This is a genomic window from Streptomyces sp. NBC_00287, assembly GCF_036173105.1.
Classification (GTDB): Bacteria; Actinomycetota; Actinomycetes; order Streptomycetales; family Streptomycetaceae; genus Streptomyces.
The window spans coordinates 3,212,307-3,231,438 of record NZ_CP108053.1 but is presented as its reverse complement, the minus strand read 5'-3'; the positions used below and the strand labels follow the sequence as shown (position 1 = coordinate 3,231,438).

The following is a 19,132-nucleotide window of genomic DNA, read 5'->3' as shown; positions in this document are numbered from 1 at the left end:
GCTAGGCCCACTTCGCCTGGAGCAGGTTGATCCCGGGGTACGGCTGTGCCCTTATGCCGGAGAGCAGCTGCGCGTCCCAGGCCGTCATCAGCTCGTTGTGGACGACCGGGTAGAGCACGGCCTGCTCGGCGACGACATCGATGTAGTCCTGGATCATCGTCTTCTTCCGGTCCGGGTCCGGCTCCTGGGTCGCCCGGTCCATGTCCTTGAAGAGCTGCCTCGCGACCGGGTCGGTGGCCCAACGGGTGTATCCCATCCACAGGTTGGTGGGGCCGTAGTTGTAATGCATGATCAGATCGGCGTCGAGGCCGAACTGGTTGGGGTTCGAGGCGGCGGCGACGACCTGGTAGTCCTGCTTCTGGTCCATCTTGGTGAACACGGCCGTCGTCTCCTGCGGGTTGAGGGTCGTCTTCACGCCGATCGCGTCCCAGGAGGACTTGATGGTCGGCAGACAGTCCACGATCCAGCTGACGTTCACCGCCAGGATGTCGATCTTCAGCCCGCTGACCCCGGCCTCCTTCAGCAGCGCCTTCGCCCGGTCGGGGTCGTAGTCGTAGACCGTCTTGGCGCGCCGGTAGGCGGGGTTGGCCTCGTTCAGGAAGGAACTCGACGGCTTTCCGTGCCCCTTGAGCGCCACCTGCACCATCTTCTCGGTGTCGATCGCGTAGTGCAGGGCCTGTCGTACGCGGACGTCGTCGAAGGGCTTGTGCCGGGTGTTGAACATCAGGAACAGGTTGTTCATCCCGGCCCCGCCCGCGACCGTGAGCCCGCCGCCCTCGAGCTGGCCGATGTTGGCGTAGGGGATGTTGTCGGAGATCTGCGCCCCGGCGCTGGAGCCCGAGATACGGGCCACGCGCGGGGCCGCGTCCACGATGGTCAGCCAGTTCATCTTCTTGAAGGCGGGCCTGCGCGGGCCGTTGTACTCGGCGAACGCCTCGAAGGTGGTGTTGGACTTCGGGTGGTGCGCGGTCTGCCGGTACGGCCCGGAGCCGATCGCCTTGCCCTTGATGGCCTCCTCCCAGCCGCCCGGCTGCGAGAAGACGTGCTTCGGCATGACCTTGGCGAGAGTGAGCCGCGAAAGGCCGTCCGGGAAAGGGAACTTGAGCACCAGCTCGACGCTTTGCGCGTCGACCTTGCGGACTTCCTTGAGCCAGCTCGCGAAGAAGCCCTTGGCGAGGGTCTGGGTCTTCGGGTCGAGGATCCGGTCGAAGACGAACACCACGTCGTCGGCGGTGACCGGCTTACCGTCGTGGAAAGTCGCGCCCTCGCGCAGGGCGAACCGCCAGGTGGTGGCGTTCGGATCGGCCGGCACCTGGGTGGCGAGAGCGGCATACGGCTCGCGGGAGATCGGATCGGTGTCCAGCAGGCCCTCGTAGATGTGGTTGTTGGCGGCCATGCAGAACGCCGACGCCGTCTGCGTGGGATCCCAGCTGCCGTCATTGCCGTAGCCGATCACCGCGGTCAGGGTCCGGTTCGCGCCGCCCGCCCCGCCGCCGGTGTCGTTGGTGGACTCGGGCCCGGCCGAACAGGCCGACAGGGACGCGGAGACGGCGGCGGCCGCACCCAGCGCGCCGGTGTGCTTCAGGAAGGTCCGGCGACCGAGCGCCGGCACGTCGTGGGTCACGTCGCGCACGGTTCCTCCAGAAGGAAGGGGGTGGGGGGAGGGGAGATACGACGGTGAGATCCGACGGGGAGATACGACGTCCTACGTCCTGACAGTCAGCCGCGACCATAGGAGCGGTGATGGGGGCGGTCAAGGCATCACACACGAATGGCCTATTCCGCCACAGGTCGGACCAATGGCGGCGCGAAATGCCGGGAGTTGGCCTGCTTGGCACAGAGGTGGGACGTGGGACGTCCTAGGCGCGTACGATGCCGCGCATGGCCGGGGAGACCGGGAACAGTCGCATACGGCGCCAGGTGGTCCAGCTGATCCTCGACCGCCGGCTCGCGCCCGGCGCTCCGCTGCCCACCGAGGCGGAGCTGATGGCGGACCTCAAGGTGAGCCGCAACTCCGTCCGAGAGGCGCTCAAGGCGCTCCAGGCGCTGGACATCGTGGAGATCCGGCACGGCTACGGCACCTATGTCGGGCACGCCTCGATGACCCCGCTGGTCGACGGACTGACCTTCCGCGCGCTCGCCCGGCACGCCCACGACACCGGGGCGCTCGCCGAGATCCTCCAGGTCCGCGAGGTGCTGGAGGAGGGCCTGATCCGCCGGGTGGCGACCACGCTCACCGAGGCGGAACTGGACCGTCTCGAAGGGGTGGTGGCCCGGATGGACGCGGCGGGACGCGCGGGCCTGCCCTTCGACGAACTCGACCGCGAATTCCACGAGTTGCTCTACGCCTCACTCGGCAACGCCCTCGTGCCGCAGCTCCTCGGCGCCTTCTGGACCGTCTTCAGGCGGGTCTCCGGCGAACTCGGCCGCCCCGACCAGCCGGCCCCCGAGGTCACCGTCCGCCGGCACCGCGACATCGTCGACGCGCTGCGCGCCCGGGACATCGAGGGCGCGCAGCGCGCGATGGCGGTCCACTTCCACGGGATCGAGGCGCGAACCGCCCCTGCGGTCAGTCCTGGGCCGTGAGCTGGGCGACGATGGCGCCGCCGTCCAGCCAGACGTTCTCCCGTGAGATCTTGCCGTCCGTGAACTCGAAGACGTGCAGCATCCGGAAGGTGATCCGGCGGTTGTTGCCGGGGATGCCCAGGAACCGACCAGTGACCACGGCGGTGACCAGATCCTCGACCGTCGCGGCGGCCTCGGCGTAGTAGCTGTGCGTGCGCTCGGCCTTCTCGACGCGGAGGTCCTTCACCAGCTGGTGGTAGCGGTCGAGAGCGGCCGGGATCCCGTGGATCGGGTCCCCCGGGAAGCCGACGACGTCGTGCTCGATGTCGTCGGTGAAGACGGAGACCGCGTCCGCCGGGTCCCCGTGCTCCTCGGCCAGCATGTGCGTGCCGATCAGGGCGTCGTCGACGGCCGCCGCAACCAGAAACTGCGCACCCGGCGCGCCCTCATAGAAGCGGCCGTGACCCTGGTGCGTGAGGGAAGACCGGTCACCATCGCCGACGCGGCGGAGGCCGCCCAGGTGTCCGTGGCCACGGCGTATCGATACTTCTCCAGCCCGCAGGACCTGTTGCTGGAGACCCGCACGGTGACGCGCGCCCCGGAGCTGCTCGCCGATCTGCCCGAGGACCCGGCCGAGCGGCTGGACGCGATGGTGACCCGGACCGCCGAGCTGCAGTTCGCCGACGAGGCCCTGTGGCGGGCGCTGCTGCGGGCGGCGCTGGAGCGCTGGGACGCGAGCGCCGGGGACGTCCCCACCCGCAACCGCACCCGCCTCGACCTCACCCGCACCGCCTTGGAACCCCTCGACGACACCCTCCCGCCCGAGCTGCACCGCAGGCTGACGATGGCCGTGACCCTCGTCTACGGCATGGAGGCCCTGGTCACCACCAGGGACGCCTGCGGACTCGACGCGGAGGAGGCGAAGGACGTCATGCGCTGGGCGGCGGGGGCGCTGCTGGAGAAGGCGCTGCGGGAGGCAGCGGACGCCTGAGGGGGTGCCGACCCCTGTACGGCACCCCCTCAGGCGTTGTTGCTTACGGCAGCGTCTTCTCGTACGTCCGGTCCTGGTCGGAGTCGTAGACGAGCTTGCCGCCGGCGTCGTAGCCCTTGACCCGGGGTGCGACGGTGACCTGCTCGTTCAGGACGCCGGAGGCCACGAACCAGCCGTGGTCCAGGGCCGCCTGGCTGGTCGCGCCGCCGTAGGAGACGGTGACCTTCGCGACCGAGGGCTCGAAGGTGCCGATCACGCCCCAGCGGAAGGGGAGTTTCCAGTTGCCCTTGTCCAGGAACGACTGCTGGTACAGCTTGCCGCCGTTGATGTCCGCGACGACCGGCGGGGCGTCCGGTACATCCCCGCCCCCGCCGACGTTCAGGCCCTGGGCCTCGCCCTCGCGGATGTTGCAGATCATCCGGGTCTGCTGCGGGTCGTCCTTCTTCACCGCGACGACATACATGCCGTCACCGGGTGCGTTGGAGTCGCCGGTGCTCTTCATCGCCAGGATGATGCGGTAGCTGTCCGCCGGGCCGAGGTCGGTGTCGTCCGGCCCGAGGGTGTGCTGCGCGTCGTAGGCGATGCACTGGTCGACCGCGTCCGCCGCCTGCTCGAAGGTGATCCCGTCGAGGAGCTGGCCGTCGGTGGCGGGGCGTGCGGGCCCTGACGGGGTCGGTGTCGGGGTCGGCGTCGGGTCGTGCGTGGCGCTGACCGTGGGCGTCGGCGAGGCCGCCGTACTCCCGCCCCCGCCGCCCCCGGCCACCGCGTACGCCCCCACCGGCATCGCGGCCAGCGTCACCAGCACCGCCCCGGCCGCCGCCACCCGGCGCCGCCGCTCGACCACGCCCTTGCGGCGGATCTCCGGATACGGCGCCGCCGAGGGGCGGATGGTGTACGCGTCCTGCGCCAGCAGCTCCCGCACCTGCTCCTCGAACTCCTGCTCGTCCCGCGCGTCCTGCTCGTCACTCACCTGTGGATCCCCCCGTCGACACGTGCCCGCCCACCATCCGCGCGAGCCCCGGATAGGTACGCAGCTTCGCCAGCCCCTTGGACGCCTGGCTCTTCACCGTGCCCGGCGCGCAGCCGAGCGCGTCCGCGACCTCCGCCTCGGACAGGTCCTCCCAGTACCGCAGCACGACCACCGCCCGCTGCCGGGGCGGCAGTTGGGCGAGCGCCGACAGCAGGGCACTGCGCTCGTCGGCCCAGGCGTAGGCCTCGTCGCGGCCCGCCCTCTCCGGCGGCGCCGCGGTCAGCGACTCGGGCACCCGCCGTTTGCGGAAGCGGTCGCTGTTGCAGCTGACCAGCATCCGCCGGACGTACGCCTCCGGGTTGTCGCTGCGCGCCACGCGCCGCCACGACCGGTACGCCTTCGCCAGCGCCGTCTGCGTCAGGTCCTCGGCGTGGTGCGCGTCGCCGGTGAGCAGATAGGCGGTCCGTACGAGATGGGACCACCGGGCTCTGACGAACTCCTGGAACCGGTCTTCTAGTTCGACCTGCATCAAGCACCCTCCCTCGCCCTCCAGACCACCACCCGCACGGATTCGGTTGCCCGGTCCCCGGGACCGGGTTCGAATACGTCCATGACAGCCGAGGAACAGTGGGACGAGCGAGCCCCCGGCGTACTCCGGCTCCCCTCGGGACGCCTGGTCCGGGGCCGCGCCCTGCGCCACCCGCTCGCCCCGGACGCGCCGGTCCCCTCGTACGGCGTCTACCTTCTGGGCCGGCAGCCGCCCGACGTCCCCTGGGAGTCCGGCTGGATCCGCTGGCCCGACTTCCGGCTCCCGGCCGACCGCGACGCGGCCCGCGCACTGCTGGCCGAGGCCTGGCGGCGGGCCGCCGGCGAGCGCGTCGAAATCGCCTGCGGCGGCGGACGCGGCCGTACGGGGACGGCGCTGGCCTGCGTGGCGGTCCTGGACGGCGTACCGCCCGAGGAGGCCGTCGCGTACGTCCGCCGCCACTACGACCGGCATGCGGTGGAGACGCCGTGGCAGCGGCGGTACGTCCGGCGGTTCAGCTGAGGGTCTCGGCCAGGAGCGATGCCGTCTTCGCGATCAGGGTGTTGTCCCAGGGGGCGTTCTGGTCGGGCTTGGTGGTCAGGACGGCGAGGATGACGGGGGTTCCGGTCTCGGTCCAGGCGATGCCCGCGTCGTTGGCGGTGCCGTAGGAACCCGAGCCCGTCTTGTCGCCCAGGGTCCAGGTCGGGGGGAGGCCCGCGCGGAAGCGGGCGGTGGAGGTCGTGTTGCGCAGGAGCCATGCGGTGAGCTGCTCGCGGTCGCGGTGGTTCAGGGCGGTGCCGAGGACCAGGCGGCCGTAGGTGCGGCCGATCGCGGCGGGGCTGGTGGTGTCCGTGACGCGCCAGGGTTCGGCGGTGTTGAGTTCCGGCTCCCAGCGGTCCAGGCGGGTGACGCGGTCGCCGAGGGAGCGGGCGAAGCGGGTGATCGCGGTGGGGCCGCCGAGTTCGCGCAGCAGGAGGTTGGCCGCGGTGTTGTCGCTGTGGGTGATGGCGATCTCCGAGAGCTCGGCGATCGTCATGCCGTCGGACAGATGCTCCAGGATCGTGTCGGAGGCGGGCTGCACGAGGTCCGCCTCGGTGTAGTGGATACGGCGGGCGAGCACTTCGCCGTCGCGGTCCAGGTCGCGCAGGACGGCGGCTGCCGCGAGCGTCTTGAACAGCGAGCACATCGGGAACAGTTCGTCGGCGCGGTGGCGGATCGTGCGCCTGGTGGCCAGGTTGTGGGCGAACACGCCCAGCCGGCCGCCGTGTTCCTCCTCCAGGGCGCGCAGACGGGCGGTGGCGCCGGAGGGAGCCGCGATGGCCGGGGTGGCTGTCGCGGTTGCGGCCAGGGCGGCGGCCGCGGTCGTCAGTACCGTGCGGCGGCTCGGGGTGAAACTCACGGGCAAGGTCTCCTTCGGTCGTATTGCGGCACAACGATCTCTTCAGTGACCGACGCCGGGACGCATACCTTGGTTGCCCCGCCGTAGACCATCGGCCGACAGCCGGAGCGGTCCCCCGCTCGGCACAGTGGCGGCATGGAGAACACCAACAAGGGGATCAGCAGGGCGCGTTTCCTCGCCGGGGTCGCCGCCGTCGGCGCCGCGGGGGTGCTGCTTCCGGTGAGCGGAGCCCGGGCGACCGACCGGAGCAGAGGGCTGCGGCACCGGGGCGTCGTCTACACCGTCGGCGCGGGGGAGACCCCGGGCACCGCCTTCAGCACCGCCCGGATGCGCGCCGACCTGAAGGCCATCAGGGACGGACTGCACGCCGACACCGTCGAGGTCACCGGCGACGGCGTCGAGCGTCTCAAATCCACCGCCACCGAGGCCGCGGAGCGCGGACTGCGCGTCTGGCTCCAGCCCACCCTCGGGGACGCCCCCGAGCGGGACATCCTCGACCACATCGCCGAGACCGGGCGGCACGCGGAGGCGCTGCGGCGCCAGGGTGCGGGCGTCGACTTCAGTGTGGGCTGCGAGTTCTGGCTGTTCGTGCCCGGGATCGTGCCGGGCGACAACGTCATGGAACGCATCGAGAACCTCCTGAGCGGCAACGTCGACTGGGAGAAGATGCAGCGCCGCCTCGACCGCTTCACCGCCAGGGCCGCGGCGGTCGGCCGCTCCGTCTTCCGGGGGCGCCTCAGCTATGCCGCCGCCCAGGACGACGAGGTCGACTGGAGCCTCTTCGACATCGTCGGCATCGACTACTACTCCGCCCACCCCAACCCGTCCGACCACGTGCGGGAGTTGAGGCGCTACCTGCGCTGGGGCAAGCCCCTTGCCATCACCGAGTTCGGCACCTGCGCCTACCTCGGTGCGCCCGAGGCGGGCGGCATGGGCTGGAACATCATCGACCACGACAAGACACCGCCGGAGATCAAGGGCGACCTGGTCCGCAGTGAGCGCACCCAGGCCGACTACCTGGTCGGCCTGGTCGATGTCTTCGAGTCGATGGGGCTGTACGCGGCGATGGCCTTCGAGTTCGTCACCCCGGACGCCCCGCACCGCCCCGACAGCCCCCGCCACGACCTCGACCTGGCGAGCTACAGCATCACCAAGGCGATCAAGGACCGCCCCGACGACCCCCGTTCGGACTGGCACTGGGAGCCGAAGGAGGCCTATCACGCGCTGGCCCGCCGGTATCGCTGCCCGCAGGGTCAGTCGCAGTAGACGTCCCGCCCCGGTCGCTCACCCGTCGCCAGGAAGCGGGAGGCCAAGTCGTCGCCGCACTCGGTGCCGTTGGCGAGATAGGCGTCGTGGCCGGTGGCGTCGTTGACCACCATGACCGCCCGCTTGCCGAGCGCCTCGCGCATCTTCAGGGCGCCGCTGAGCGGGGTGGCCGGGTCGCGCTCGTTCTGTATGAGCAGGATGTTGGACGGACCCCGGTCGGTGATCCGCACCGGTGCCTCCTTGGGCGGGAAGGGCCAGGCCGCGCAGAGCATCGCGTTGCGCGGCATGCCCGCCGTCAGCGGGTACTTGGCCCGGCTCTCGGTGACGCCCTTCTGGTACACGGCGGCGTCCGTCGGCCACGCGGAGTCGTTGCAGATGCTCCCGGCGCCGACCCCGAGGTAGTTCTGCAGCACCTCCTCGGGCGGGGACGCCGGCGCGGGCGGCACCTTGCCCTTCTCCGCGGCCCGGATCAGCTGGGCGAGGCCGGGGAAGTCGTCCGGGTCGTACATCGCCGAGAGCATGGCCTGGCGCAGTTCGTTGCCGTTCAGCACGGGCGGGTTGGCGCCGGGCCGGGGCAGCGGCTCGCGGTCGAGCCGGGCGGCCAGGGCCAGGAACCGCGAGCGCACCTCTTCCGGAGTACGGGCCACCCGGTCCGGATTGCCGGGCCTGGACGCCCACTTGGCGAACTCCGGGAAGACGTCCTCGACGCCCTGCTCGAACGCGGCCAGCCAGGCGCGCACGACCTGGACGTGATCGGGGTTGTCGTTGCTGTCCAGCACGAACCGGTCCGTCCGGTGCGGGAACAGCTCGGCGTAGATGGCGCCGACGTAGGTGCCGTACGACACCCCCCACGCGGACAGCTTCCGCTCGCCGAGCGCGGCCCGGACACGGTCGAGGTCACGGGCCTCGTTGGCGCTGCTGATGTGCCGGATCAGCTCGCCGCCGTTCTCGGCGCAGGCGTCGGACACGCGCCGGGCGGTGGCCATGTTCTCGGTGACGGAGCCGTCGGCGGCGGGCCAGGGGCGCAGCTTGGAGGCGGCCAGGTCGCCGTACTCCACGTCGCAGCTGACGGCGGTGGACGGGGCCATCCCGCGGGGGGCGAACCCGATCAGGTCGTAGGCGTCCCGCACCTCCTGCGGCAGCTTCTGCCCCTTGCCCGAGGGGTCGCCGAGGCTGTCGCCGCCGGGCCCGCCGGGGATCAGCAGCAGGGCGCCCCGGCGGGCCTCGGGATTCTCGCTGGGGATACGGGAGATGACGATGTCGATCTGCCGGCCGCCGGGGTCGGAGTAGTCCATGGGCACGGAGACGGTGGCGCACTGCTGGCGCGGATCGAGCCCGTCGCCCTCGCACGCGCTCCACTCCAGCGCCTCGGAACGGCCGCCGCCGCCGTCGAACGCGCCGGCGGGCACCGCGAGACCGAGGACGACGCCGGTCGCGGCGATCAGGGCTGCACTTCTCGTGATCTGCTTCATACCCAGCAGACTGGCCGATCATGACAGTGCGTCACATCCGGGTAACAGCCCGATCTTCCCGGGGGTTTACCCCCATCCCCAGGCTCGGGGTGACCCCTCCGGGTCACAGGCTCAGCGTCATCACCAATCGGTCCTCACCAGGGCCGAAGTAGTCCTTGCGCACCGCCTCCTCGGACGAGAACCCGATCGACCGGTACAGCATGATCGCGGCGGCGTTCGTCGGCTCGACCGTGAGACCGACCTCGCGCACGCCCTCGGTGCGCAGCCGGCGCAGCACCTCCAGCATCAGACGCCGGCCGAGGCCCCGGCCCCGCTGGTCCCGGGTGACGCCCAGGCTCATGATCCAGCCCTGGTAGCCGTCCGAGGTGGTCGGGAAGAGGACATAACCGTGCAGCCGCTCGCCGTCGTCCAGGACCAGCAGCCGGTCGCCATGGACGTCGTACAACTGGCGCAGTACGAAGTAGGGATAGGGCTCCTCGGGGAACGCCTCACGGTCGACGCGGACGAGTTCGGGCAGGTCGGCCTCGGTGACGCCTCTCATCGTCAGGGGCCGGTCGATGAACCCCCGGTCGCGGAAGAACGCATGGCCGGTGCGGCCGGCGTGCGAAGGGAAACGTTCCTCTGGAAGAGCCGCCATACCGCCCCCCTGCGGGTCCGGGTCAATTACGCGCTGCCACCCGTACGGGTGGTACGAGCGAGACGCGAGGTGTCTGCCTTTCGGGTGTGTTCGGCAGAGTTCCGACCATCTTGCGGGGGGTGATTCGGCCGTTCAAGGCCGCATCAGGTCGCGGGAATCCATTCGCCACCGTGCGCCCCCGGTGCGCCCCACCGAGGTCCGCGTTTAGTCACATTGCCGCAAGGGGGTCCGTGATGCCCCCGGCGTTGGTACCGTTGATGAATGACCTTGAGATCTTCGGGGGATGCCCAGTTGAATGCGGATGTGAGCTGGGCAGCATTCGACCCGATCGCCTACGTTGATCACAACTACCGCGACTTACAGGCAGAGGACGCGGAGATCCTTTCCATCGTCCGGGATCATTTCGGCGATCATTTCCCGAAGCGAGGCGTCCGACCTGTTTCGGGCATCGATGTCGGCGCAGGCGCGAATCTCTACCCCGCGCTCGCCATGCTGCCCTGGTGCGACGAGATCACGCTCTTCGAGCGCTCGTCCGCCAACGTCCGCTACCTCAAGTCCCAGGTGGACTCCTACGACGGCAACTGGGACCAGTTCTGGCGCGTGCTGTGCAAGAACGATGCCTACGGCGCCCTGGACATGGACCCGCGGGCCCGTTTCCGTGACGTCGTCGGGGTGGTGGAGGGCGACCTCTTCGACCTGGTGCGGCACGAGGGCAGGTGGTCGATGGGGACCATGTTCTTCGTCGCCGAGTCGATGACCTCCTCCCGCGAGGAGTTCGACCGGGGCGTCGAGTGCTTCCTGCGCGCCCTGGCCCCCGGCGCGCCCTTCGCGGCCGCCTTCATGGAGCATTCCAAGGGCTATCACGCCGGTGAGCATTTCTTCCCTGCCTGCGATGTGGGGGAGGCGGAGGTGTACACGAGTCTGGAGCGATTCACGGACGAATGCACCACCGTGCGCCTGAAATCCTCGGCCGCCGTGCGCGACGGATATTCCGGAATGATCGTCGCCTATGGCCGACGAAATTCGGATTCCCGTATTCCGCCGGTGGCTGGCCGATAGTTGCCGGTTTTCGACCGATTCATGAGTCACGGCTGAATCGCCGGGCACAACAGAAGAGGGATTTTCCTCCATTGATGGCAGTGCGGCCTGTGTGAGGGGCATGGGATGCAGATCAAGCCACGTCAGCACCTGCTGGACATCTGGCAGGCGCTGGGTCGCCACTCGTTCGAGGCCGGGGAGTGGAACTGGGGCCAGTACGGCGGAGAGAGCAGCGTCGCCGACGCGGAGCGGCTGCTCTGCCTCTTCTATCCGGCCACCGAGATTCCCGCGTTCCGGCTGGACGATCCGGACACCACCCAGGACGATGTCCAGCAGGTGCTGAAGAAGGCCGGCGGGCGGCTGGACATTCCGGCCAACCTTGTCACGGCCGCGGCCGAGTTCATGCGCAACCACACCGGCGAGGACAAGAGGCCCACCTTCGCCGGGGGTTACTACTTCGGCGCCCGCGACAAGACCAAGGAACTCACCGACGAACAGCGCCAACTCGGCGTGGTCGACTCCTTCTCGATGTCCATCACCCTGTGCCTGGCCACCCTCGGCTTCCTCAAGATCTACGAGAACAAGACCCGGCGCACCGACACCAAGGAGACCATCGCCGAGCTGCGCTCCGCCACCAGCAACCGCCTCACCGCGGCCATGGTCAGCCTGCTGCGCTCCTTCACCGTCAACGTCTTCGACACCGAGACCTCCCAGGGCGAGACCCTGTGTGAACTCCTCGGCCAGGGACGGCTGTCGAAGCGGCAGGTGCTGAAGAAGTTCCAGGACCGCTTCCGCCCGCTGCGGGCCGCGATCGTCGAGAGCCTCCAGCTCGGTATCGATGTCCAGGAGGGTCTGAAGGACGAGAGCCAGCTCTTCGAGTGTGGCTGGGCCTGGAGCCTGGTGAAGGACGCCCCCGAGGTCGAGACCGACGAACCCATCGGCCCGCAGCCCGAGGGCGCCGCCAACGCGGTGCCGTATCTGTACTTCACCGTCGTCGCCCTCGACGGCATCCAGGACCTGTTCTCCGACCGCACCCTCACCCTGGGCCTGCTCAACACCGAGCAGCAAAGGCTCGCCGAAGCGCTCCGACTGCGCTGGGAACTGACCCAGCAGTACTGGTCCCGCATCGCCCGCTTCGACGCCGACCGCTGGCCCCTGGAGGACATTCCCTGGCGTACGACGGGACAGAAGCTGGAGTCCGAGTACTTCTCCCTCTCCGTCGCCGCCATCCTCGTACACGACCTGATGCGGCGCCGGGCCACCGACGACGACCTCAACCGCACCGTCACCATCATGGAGCGCCTCGCCGAACGCGGCCGTATCACCAGCCGTATGACGATGGACGACCCCATGGTCCACGCCCTGCACAACGTCGGCGTCGCCCTGCCCCTGCAGGGCAGCGAGCGGCTCGGCCCGCAAATGACCTGGTCCATGAGCGACTTCTCGGCGCAGCTGCTGAAGCGGACCGTCCAACTGTGCACGCTCTCGCGGAACCTGGCCTCGCACGACCGGCTGCTCGGACTCGCCGAGAGCATCTTCGACCACATGTGGCGCCGCCGGATCCGCGAGGGCGAGGGCGTCGGCCTGTGGGACAACGTGCACGCCGCCTACCCCGAGGCCGACATCCAGAAGCGGCGGGTGCCGGTGTCCTGGAGCATCACCGAGCGGGTCGCCGAGGTGATGGTGCAGGCCCACCAGATGTACCAACAGCCCCCGATCCGCAGCCTCGAACTGATCGAGCTGGCCAAGGCGTTGCTCTCCGAGGCCGCCCATCTGCTCGGCAACGAACAGATGGAGCCCGCCCCCAAGGACGACGGCCGGCACGGCATGCAGCTGCGCAATATCGAGGTCAAGCTGCGCCGCGCCCGCATTCTCGTCGACGAACAGCCTGGCACCGCCTACTCGTTGGTCCTCGACGTCCTCGGACAGCTCGACGCCCTCGGCCGGGCGCGCGAAGCCGCGGCCCAGGGAGTGTGACCCGGTGCTGATCTTCGCGGCCTCCGACAAGGGAGGCACCGGCCGCTCGGTGACCAGCGCCAACCTGGCCTATCACCGGGCGCTGGCCGGGGACGACGTCTGCTACCTGGACTTCGACTTCGGTTCGCCCACCGCCTCCGCCGTCTTCGACGTGCCCGACGCCCGCCAGGCCGCCGAGGACCGCGGACTGCACTCCTATCTGGTGGGCGAGGTCGGCGAACCCGTCCGCGTCGACGTCTGGGCGGACACCGAGCACCGTGTCCTGCGCAACCGGCCGCCCGGCTCGGGCCGACTGGTACTGATGCCCGGCGACCTCAGCGGCGGCGAGTTCGCCACCGACGACGACAACCTCCGCCGCTGCGTGGATCTGCTGCTGCGGCTCAACTCCGAGTTCGACCTGATCGTCGTCGACCTCAGCGCGGGCCGTTCGTACGCCGTCGACATGGTCCTGGAGGCCACCTCGCTGCCCGAGATGCGCGGGGTCGACGCGCGCTGGCTGATCTTCCACCGCTGGACCCGCCAGCATGTGGCAGCCGCCGCGGGGCTGGTCTTCGGCAAGCGCGGGATCGTCGCCGGCGGGGTCGCCCGCGGCCATGACGAGGACGCCCTGCGCGGCGCCATCCGCTTTGTACGGGCCGCCGTACCCGATCCCAAGTCCGCCCTGTGGTCGCAGGTTTCCGCCACCCAGTCGGCGTGGATGCGCGAATGCGACCGCGACCTAAAGCAGCTCGCCTCCTCCCACGGCATCGGCTACAGCCAGGTCCTGGGCGCCGTACCCCTCGAACCCGTGCTCCAGTGGCGCGAGCAGCTGATCACCGACGAGGACGTGCTCGACAGCCAGATCGCCAACATGGAGACCTGGAAGGCGCTCAGCGACCTGGCCGGCCGGCTCACCGACGACAAGTACTGGGAGCAGGCATGACCGATGTCGTCTTCCAGGAGACCAGCGCCGAGCCACGCACCCAGGCCGTACCGCTGTCCCATCTCTCCCTGGAGCTCGGCCACCTCTACATGGAGGACTTCGAGGCCGGGCCCAAGCGTCTTGGCGAGCACTTCGCCGAGGTGCGGATCTGGGTGGAGGCCGCCCGCGCCTCCGCGGCCCGCCGCGCCGGTTCAGGCCGCCCGCGGATCAGCACCTGCTTCCTCATCGACGACTACTTCAGCCGCTTCTCCACCCCGGCCGAACTCGTCCCGCTGATCCTCAAGGAGGCCGAGGAGGCCGGGCTCACCATCGACTACCTGGCCCGCGAGTCCGGCTGCGCGGTCGCCGACCGGGTCGAACTCGCCGAGTCCGTCATGCACCGCCTCGTCGAATCGCCGCCGCCCGGCTCCTACGGCTCCCGCCCGCCCGTCAGCCGCACCGGCTGGCTCGCCAACGGCCAGCGCAGCCCCGGCCGGGGCGCCGCCCTCGCCGAGGTCACCGCCTGGCAGCCGCCCCAGGAGACGGCCGCCCGCAATCACTCCGTCTTCATGGACGTCGAGTTGTGGACCGACCAGGACGGCCGCAGGCAGTGGTCCTGCCCCTTCCTGGCCGCCGTATGGCAGCTCGCCCGCCTCGGCCTCCTGCGCCACCTCGGCGAACCGGTGCTGACCCCGAAACCCTGGGACGGCGGCGATTTCCCGCACGACTGGGACCGGCTGCCGCCGCTGCTCCAACTCAACCCGGACGCCGACCCGTTCAGCGCCTACCGCACCTGCACCTTGATGCCCAACCGCTTCCTCGCCGTCGAGGACGCGGTCCGGGTGATCCTGGACCAGATAGACGTGGACGCCCGGGCCCTGGAGCAGATCGACAAGCGCTCCCGCGGCGAGCAGGCCGAGGTACCGGCCGCGGTCGCCCAGCGCGCCTCCTACGTCTTCTACGAGGAGCCCGCCGAGTCCTCCATCGAAGGGGCCTGAGATGGCGGCCCCCGGACAGTCCGCGCGTCCGGTCCTCGTCTGCGGCGAGGTGCGCACCTGTCTGCTGCCGTCCTTCCAGGCGCTGGACGGCCGGGCCGCCGCCCAACTGCTCAGGCTGCGCGCCGACGAAGACGTCCGCGTCTCCGAGCGGCCCAACCTCTACGTCCTCTCGCCCGAGGTGCTGACCGGCGTCGACTGCCGGCTGCCCACCGCCAACGGCGCCCGCGTCCGGGCCGTCGGCACGGTGGCCGCCCGCGCCGCGCTCACCGAGGGCCGCGTCCTCCAGGCGACCGCGTACTTCAGCGTCCCGGCCACCGGTCCCGATCTGCGGCGCCCCTGGGGGCAGTACCTGGTCCGGCCCGGCCTCGTCGAACCGTTCGGCAAGCTGCCCACGCAGGCCACCGCCCAGGGTGTGCTGCGCGGCGCCGGACGCGGGGAGCTGGACCTCGGGATGATCGCGGAGGGGCTGCTCGCCGGGCTGCTGCGCCACCCTCTCCTCGACCACAAGGCGCCCTTCAAGTCCCGCCGTACGCACCTGCGATGGACCGCGCACCGGGCCCCGGCCGGCGAAGGCCCGGCGCTGACCCGGTTCACCCTCGCCGAGGACGGGCTGCGGACCATGGAGCTACGGCTGCCCGAGGACACGCCGGCCGCCGCGGCGGCCGGACTGTGCGAGGACCTCGCGCTGCACGACTGGCTGCTCACGACCGTCGTGCACATGCTGGACAACAGCCGGCTCGGCGCGGCGGACGGGCCCTCGGCGGTGCTCGCGCTGCGTCCCGCCGTCGATCATCTGCTGCATCTGTGGATGCCGCGCGCCCATGTGGACCGCGTGCTGGGTCCGCTCTGGGACGAGCTGGAACGAGATCCGGGGTTCACCCGCCAGTGGCAGAGCCTCGTCCAGCGGATCCGCGATCAACTGGCCCTCCAGACCATTCCGTTGCTGCACCAGGCGCTGAGTACGCGCTGAGGGGCGGCCCGAACGAGACACCCGACGGGGGAAAGACATGAACGGAGCGACGACAGGAGAAGTAAGGACAGCACCGCCGCCACAGGAAGAACGCCGGTCGAAACTGTTCCGCAAGACGCTGGTCACTGTCTTATTGGCGACAGGAACGTTCTTCCTGACCAACGTCCTGAGCCCGGACGCGAGCGAGCAGTGGCAGTGGACGATGCCCGTGGTGGTCGGCAGCGCCGTGCTGATCATGCAGTACCTGGTGGACTTCGGTGAGCGTCTCGAGGCCGTGGAGGAGGCCCAGAAGCGCCGGATCCGCGGGATGCGGGACTCTCTCGCCGACCATCACCGGGAGATGCGGTCGGCGGTCGACGAGAGCTTCGCCAAGATCAACGCGGCGACCGAACTGTTCAGCCAGGTCGACCGGTCCGTGCTGCGCTCCGACGGGGTGACCCGGCTGGCCCGCAAGTACACCCAGGTCGGCGAGCACGGCTCGGAGATCGTGAAGCGGTTCGCGCAGGAGGAGATCGCGAGCCTCGCCCTGCTGATGGAGAACCTCAGCAACGGCACCGCGGACTGCCCCGGCGAGAACCACGAGTGGCTGATCGACCTGACCGCGTGCACCAAGAAGACGCTCTACGCCACCAGCACCTCCGTCGACCGGGACTTCTGGTCCAGTGGCCCCGGCAAGCGGTATCTGGTCGCGCAGGGCGACGCCATCCGCAAGCGGGGTGTGGAGATACGGCGGCTCTTCCTCGTCGACTCTCCGGAGGAGATCACCGAAGCCCTGCGCAAACTCTGCGAGAGACAACGCAGGTACGGCATCGACGCGCGGATCGTCGACCAGTCCGAGCTGGACAGCGCGCCGGTGACCTCGGTGAACGACTTCATCATCTTCGACGGCGAGCTCTGCTACGAGATCGAGCCCGATGTCCGGGCCACGCCCACCAAGACCACGCTGAAGATGACGCCGGACCATGTCTCGGAACGCATCGAGCGCTTCGAGGACCTGTGGGAGGCCAGCAGCGCCGACTGATCCTTCCGGAGTGTAGACGCGGAGCGTCGCCGGAAGGATGCGAAGAGTGAAATCGGGGAGGTCGGGGGAACCAACGGGTCGGAAGCAGCGCGGGCAGCGGGGAAGGAAATGACTGCGGTGAAGCCACCCGTCGGTTCATTTGTCGTGGACACCCGGTCCGGAAGGATCGGCGTCGTGATGGGCCATGAGGGCCCCTACGTCCAGCTCAGACCGTGCGGCGGCGGCCGCGAGTGGGACGCCGCACCGGAGGCGGTACGCAAGGCCACCCCCGCCGAGAGAGCCGCCCACGCCGACCGCGCCCGCTGACCCTTGGCGTACGCGAGAATGGCCGCATGAGTCTGTTCCGCGACGACGGCATCGTCCTGCGCACCCAGAAGCTGGGCGAGGCGGACAGGATCATTACCTTGCTCACGCGAGGGCATGGAAGGGTACGGGCCGTTGCCCGGGGTGTGCGGCGGACCAAGTCCAAGTTCGGGGCCCGGCTCGAGCCGTTCTCCCATGTCGACGTGCAGTTCTTCGCGCGGGGCAGTGAGCTGATCGGGCGTGGGCTGCCGCTGTGTACGCAGAGCGAGACCATCGCGCCGTACGGCGGTGGCATCGTGACTGACTATGCGCGGTACACCGCCGGGACGGCCATGCTGGAGACCGCCGAGCGGTTCACCGACCACGAGGGCGAGCCGGCCGTGCAGCAGTATCTGCTGCTCGTCGGGGCGCTGCGGACGCTCGCCCGTGGTGAGCACGCCCCGCACCTTGTTCTCGACGCGTTCCTGCTCCGCTCCCTCGCCGTCAACGGCTACGCCCCGAGCTTCAGCGACTGTGCGAAGTGCGGGATGCCGGGACCGAATCGCTTCTTCTCGGTGGCCTCGGGGGGCTCCGTATGCGCCGACTGCCGGGTGGCCGGTAGCGTCGTACCCTCGCCGCAGACCCTGGAGCTGCTCGCCGCGCTGCTTACGGGAGACTGGGACACTGCGGACGCCTGCGAGCCACGGCACGTCCGGGAGGGCAGCGGACTGGTCTCCGCGTACCTGCACTGGCATCTGGAGCGCGGGCTGCGTTCGCTTCGGTACGTCGAAAAGTAAGGGAGACGAGGGGCACATGGTCGTACGCGGGATCCTGGGGCGGCAGCGTCGGGAGTACAAGGCGCCACAGCCGCATCCGTCCGGGGCCCGTGCGCCGAAGCTCCCCGGGGAGCTGGTCCCCCGCCATGTGGCGATCGTCATGGACGGGAACGGGCGCTGGGCCAAGGAGCGCGGGCTGCCGCGGACCGAAGGGCACAAGGTCGGCGCGGAGCGGGTGCTGGACGTGCTCCAGGGCGCGATCGAGATGGGCGTCGGGGCGATCTCGCTGTACGCCTTCTCCACCGAGAACTGGAAGCGCTCGCCCGACGAGGTGCGCTTCCTGATGAACTTCAACCGCGACTTCATCCGCAAGACCCGGGATCAGCTCGACGAGCTGGGGGTGCGGGTGCGCTGGGTCGGCCGGATGCCCAAGCTGTGGAAGTCGGTCGCCAAGGAGCTGGAGATCTCCCAGGAGCAGACCAAGGGCAACGACAAGCTGACCCTGTACTTCTGCATGAACTACGGCGGCCGGGCCGAGATCGCGGACGCGGCGCAGGCGCTGGCGGAGGACGTACGGGCCGGGCGCCTCGACCCGTCGAAGGTCAACGAGAAGACCTTCGCCAAGTACCTGTACTACCCGGACATGCCGGACGTGGACCTGTTCCTGCGCCCCAGCGGTGAGCAGCGCACCTCCAACTACCTTCTTTGGCAGAGCGCGTACGCCGAGATGGTCTTCCAGGACGTCCTGTGGCCGGACTTCGACCGACGTGACCTGTGGCGCGCGTGCGTGGAATTCGCGTCCCGGGACCGGCGGTTCGGCGGGGCGATCCCGAACGAGGAGCTGCTGGCCATGAAGGGCAAGCAGGACTGAACAACGGGGTCTGGGGGCTGCCGCCCCCAGACCTCACCGGTTCACCGCGCGGCGCACTCCGCGCAGGTGCCGAAGATCTCCACCGTGTGTGCCACGTTCACATAGCCGTGCTCCGCGGCGATGGTGTCGGCCCACTTCTCCACTGCGGGGCCCTCCACCTCGACCGCCTTGCCGCAGACGCGGCAGACCAGGTGGTGGTGGTGTTCGCCGGTCGAGCAGCGGCGGTAGACGGACTCGCCGTCGGAGGTGCGCAGGACGTCGACCTCGCCGGCCTCGGCGAGGGACTGGAGCGTGCGGTAGACCGTGGTCAGCCCGACCGAGTCGCCCTTGTGCTTGAGCATGTCGTGCAAGTCCTGCGCGCTGCGGAACTCGTCGACCTCGTCCAGGGCCGCCGCCACGGCGGCCCGCTGCCGGGTGGAACGGCCCTTCACGGGCGGTCCAGCGGTCGTCACGGGGTGCCTCCTCAGGTCTG

General features: G+C 69.9%; 21 protein-coding genes. 13 read left to right on the top strand and 8 right to left on the bottom strand.

The features are described 5' to 3' along the window. Position 1: 1 nt before the first annotated feature. Positions 2–1,633 carry an ABC transporter substrate-binding protein gene (locus OHT76_RS14725; RefSeq protein ID WP_328871275.1) on the bottom strand — a complete coding sequence of 544 codons (1,632 nt, stop codon included), beginning with the start codon at positions 1,631–1,633 and terminating at the stop codon, positions 2–4. A 239-nt stretch (positions 1,634–1,872) separates the two neighbouring features. On the opposite strand from OHT76_RS14725, the gene OHT76_RS14720 reads away from it, so the two are divergent. Further along, entirely contained in the window at positions 1,873–2,586 is a 714-nt protein-coding gene (locus tag OHT76_RS14720) for a FadR/GntR family transcriptional regulator (protein ID WP_328871274.1), read from the top strand. Here the strand turns inward: OHT76_RS14720 and OHT76_RS14715 are convergent. Beyond that, the gene (locus OHT76_RS14715; protein ID WP_328871273.1) at positions 2,570–2,947 is read right to left on the bottom strand and encodes an ester cyclase; all 378 of its coding nucleotides are present in this window, start codon (positions 2,945–2,947) and stop codon (positions 2,570–2,572) included. The two genes, OHT76_RS14720 and OHT76_RS14715, sit on opposite strands and share 17 nt — an antisense overlap. Between OHT76_RS14715 and OHT76_RS14710 the strand changes: the two genes are divergently transcribed. After that, the gene (locus OHT76_RS14710; RefSeq protein ID WP_328871272.1) at positions 2,948–3,556 is read left to right on the top strand and encodes a TetR/AcrR family transcriptional regulator; all 609 of its coding nucleotides are present in this window, start codon (positions 2,948–2,950) and stop codon (positions 3,554–3,556) included. It abuts the gene before it with no gap. Between the two features lie 43 nt (positions 3,557–3,599). On the opposite strand, the gene OHT76_RS14705 is transcribed toward OHT76_RS14710, so the two are convergent. Continuing rightward, a complete protein-coding gene (locus OHT76_RS14705) occupies positions 3,600–4,526 on the bottom strand; it encodes a hypothetical protein (RefSeq protein ID WP_328871271.1) in 927 nt (308 codons plus the stop codon). Further along, positions 4,519–5,055, bottom strand: coding sequence for a SigE family RNA polymerase sigma factor (locus tag OHT76_RS14700; RefSeq protein WP_328871270.1), 537 nt, complete (start codon positions 5,053–5,055; stop codon positions 4,519–4,521). Before OHT76_RS14700 ends, OHT76_RS14705 begins: the two co-directional genes overlap by 8 nt. 81 nt (positions 5,056–5,136) lie before the next feature. Between OHT76_RS14700 and OHT76_RS14695 the strand changes: the two genes are divergently transcribed. Next, positions 5,137–5,574 carry a protein-tyrosine phosphatase family protein gene (locus tag OHT76_RS14695; RefSeq protein WP_328871269.1) on the top strand — a complete coding sequence of 146 codons (438 nt, stop codon included), beginning with the start codon at positions 5,137–5,139 and terminating at the stop codon, positions 5,572–5,574. Here OHT76_RS14695 and bla read toward each other — a convergent pair. After that, positions 5,567–6,451, bottom strand: a complete 885-nt coding sequence (bla, locus tag OHT76_RS14690) for a class A beta-lactamase (protein ID WP_328871268.1) — start codon at positions 6,449–6,451, stop codon at positions 5,567–5,569. The two genes, OHT76_RS14695 and bla, sit on opposite strands and share 8 nt — an antisense overlap. 135 nt (positions 6,452–6,586) lie before the next feature. On the opposite strand from bla, the gene OHT76_RS14685 reads away from it, so the two are divergent. Beyond that, the gene (locus tag OHT76_RS14685) at positions 6,587–7,717 is read left to right on the top strand and encodes an abortive phage infection protein (RefSeq protein ID WP_328871267.1); all 1,131 of its coding nucleotides are present in this window, start codon (positions 6,587–6,589) and stop codon (positions 7,715–7,717) included. Here OHT76_RS14685 and OHT76_RS14680 read toward each other — a convergent pair. Together OHT76_RS14680 and OHT76_RS14675 are read right to left on the bottom strand one after the other, a co-directional pair. After that, positions 7,705–9,189: an alpha/beta hydrolase gene (locus tag OHT76_RS14680; RefSeq protein ID WP_328871266.1), complete on the bottom strand. Its 1,485-nt coding sequence runs from the start codon at positions 9,187–9,189 to the stop codon at positions 7,705–7,707. The genes OHT76_RS14685 and OHT76_RS14680 overlap by 13 nt on opposite strands. A 103-nt stretch (positions 9,190–9,292) precedes the next feature. After that, the gene (locus OHT76_RS14675; protein WP_328871265.1) at positions 9,293–9,826 is read right to left on the bottom strand and encodes a GNAT family N-acetyltransferase; all 534 of its coding nucleotides are present in this window, start codon (positions 9,824–9,826) and stop codon (positions 9,293–9,295) included. 261 nt (positions 9,827–10,087) lie between these two features. Here OHT76_RS14675 and OHT76_RS14670 point away from each other — a divergent pair, with 261 nt between their 5' ends. From OHT76_RS14670 to OHT76_RS14630, 9 genes are all read left to right on the top strand, one after another. Continuing rightward, on the top strand, positions 10,088–10,885 hold the full coding sequence (locus OHT76_RS14670; RefSeq protein ID WP_328871264.1) for an SCO2525 family SAM-dependent methyltransferase: 798 nt from the start codon (positions 10,088–10,090) through the stop codon (positions 10,883–10,885). A gap of 105 nt (positions 10,886–10,990) precedes the next feature. Next, entirely contained in the window at positions 10,991–12,841 is a 1,851-nt protein-coding gene (locus tag OHT76_RS14665; protein WP_328871263.1) for an SCO2524 family protein, read from the top strand. A gap of 4 nt (positions 12,842–12,845) precedes the next feature. Continuing rightward, entirely contained in the window at positions 12,846–13,763 is a 918-nt protein-coding gene (locus tag OHT76_RS14660; RefSeq protein ID WP_328871262.1) for an SCO2523 family variant P-loop protein, read from the top strand. Beyond that, entirely contained in the window at positions 13,760–14,740 is a 981-nt protein-coding gene (locus OHT76_RS14655) for an SCO2522 family protein (protein ID WP_328871261.1), read from the top strand. The genes OHT76_RS14660 and OHT76_RS14655 overlap by 4 nt, the downstream gene beginning before the upstream one ends. A 1-nt stretch (position 14,741) precedes the next feature. Then, positions 14,742–15,710 (top strand): SCO2521 family protein, encoded by a 969-nt coding sequence (locus OHT76_RS14650; protein ID WP_328871260.1) that lies wholly within the window; start codon positions 14,742–14,744, stop codon positions 15,708–15,710. Between the two features lie 133 nt (positions 15,711–15,843). Beyond that, positions 15,844–16,731: a DUF6879 family protein gene (locus OHT76_RS14645; protein WP_328871259.1), complete on the top strand. Its 888-nt coding sequence runs from the start codon at positions 15,844–15,846 to the stop codon at positions 16,729–16,731. A 117-nt stretch (positions 16,732–16,848) separates the two neighbouring features. Beyond that, positions 16,849–17,037: a hypothetical protein gene (locus tag OHT76_RS14640; protein WP_328871258.1), complete on the top strand. Its 189-nt coding sequence runs from the start codon at positions 16,849–16,851 to the stop codon at positions 17,035–17,037. A 26-nt stretch (positions 17,038–17,063) separates the two neighbouring features. Then, on the top strand, positions 17,064–17,810 hold the full coding sequence (recO, locus tag OHT76_RS14635) for a DNA repair protein RecO (protein ID WP_328871257.1): 747 nt from the start codon (positions 17,064–17,066) through the stop codon (positions 17,808–17,810). A gap of 16 nt (positions 17,811–17,826) precedes the next feature. Then, positions 17,827–18,660 carry an isoprenyl transferase gene (locus OHT76_RS14630; protein WP_328871256.1) on the top strand — a complete coding sequence of 278 codons (834 nt, stop codon included), beginning with the start codon at positions 17,827–17,829 and terminating at the stop codon, positions 18,658–18,660. A gap of 41 nt (positions 18,661–18,701) precedes the next feature. Here OHT76_RS14630 and OHT76_RS14625 read toward each other — a convergent pair whose 3' ends face one another. Beyond that, positions 18,702–19,112 (bottom strand): Fur family transcriptional regulator, encoded by a 411-nt coding sequence (locus OHT76_RS14625; RefSeq protein WP_328871255.1) that lies wholly within the window; start codon positions 19,110–19,112, stop codon positions 18,702–18,704. Positions 19,113–19,132 lie beyond the last annotated feature (20 nt).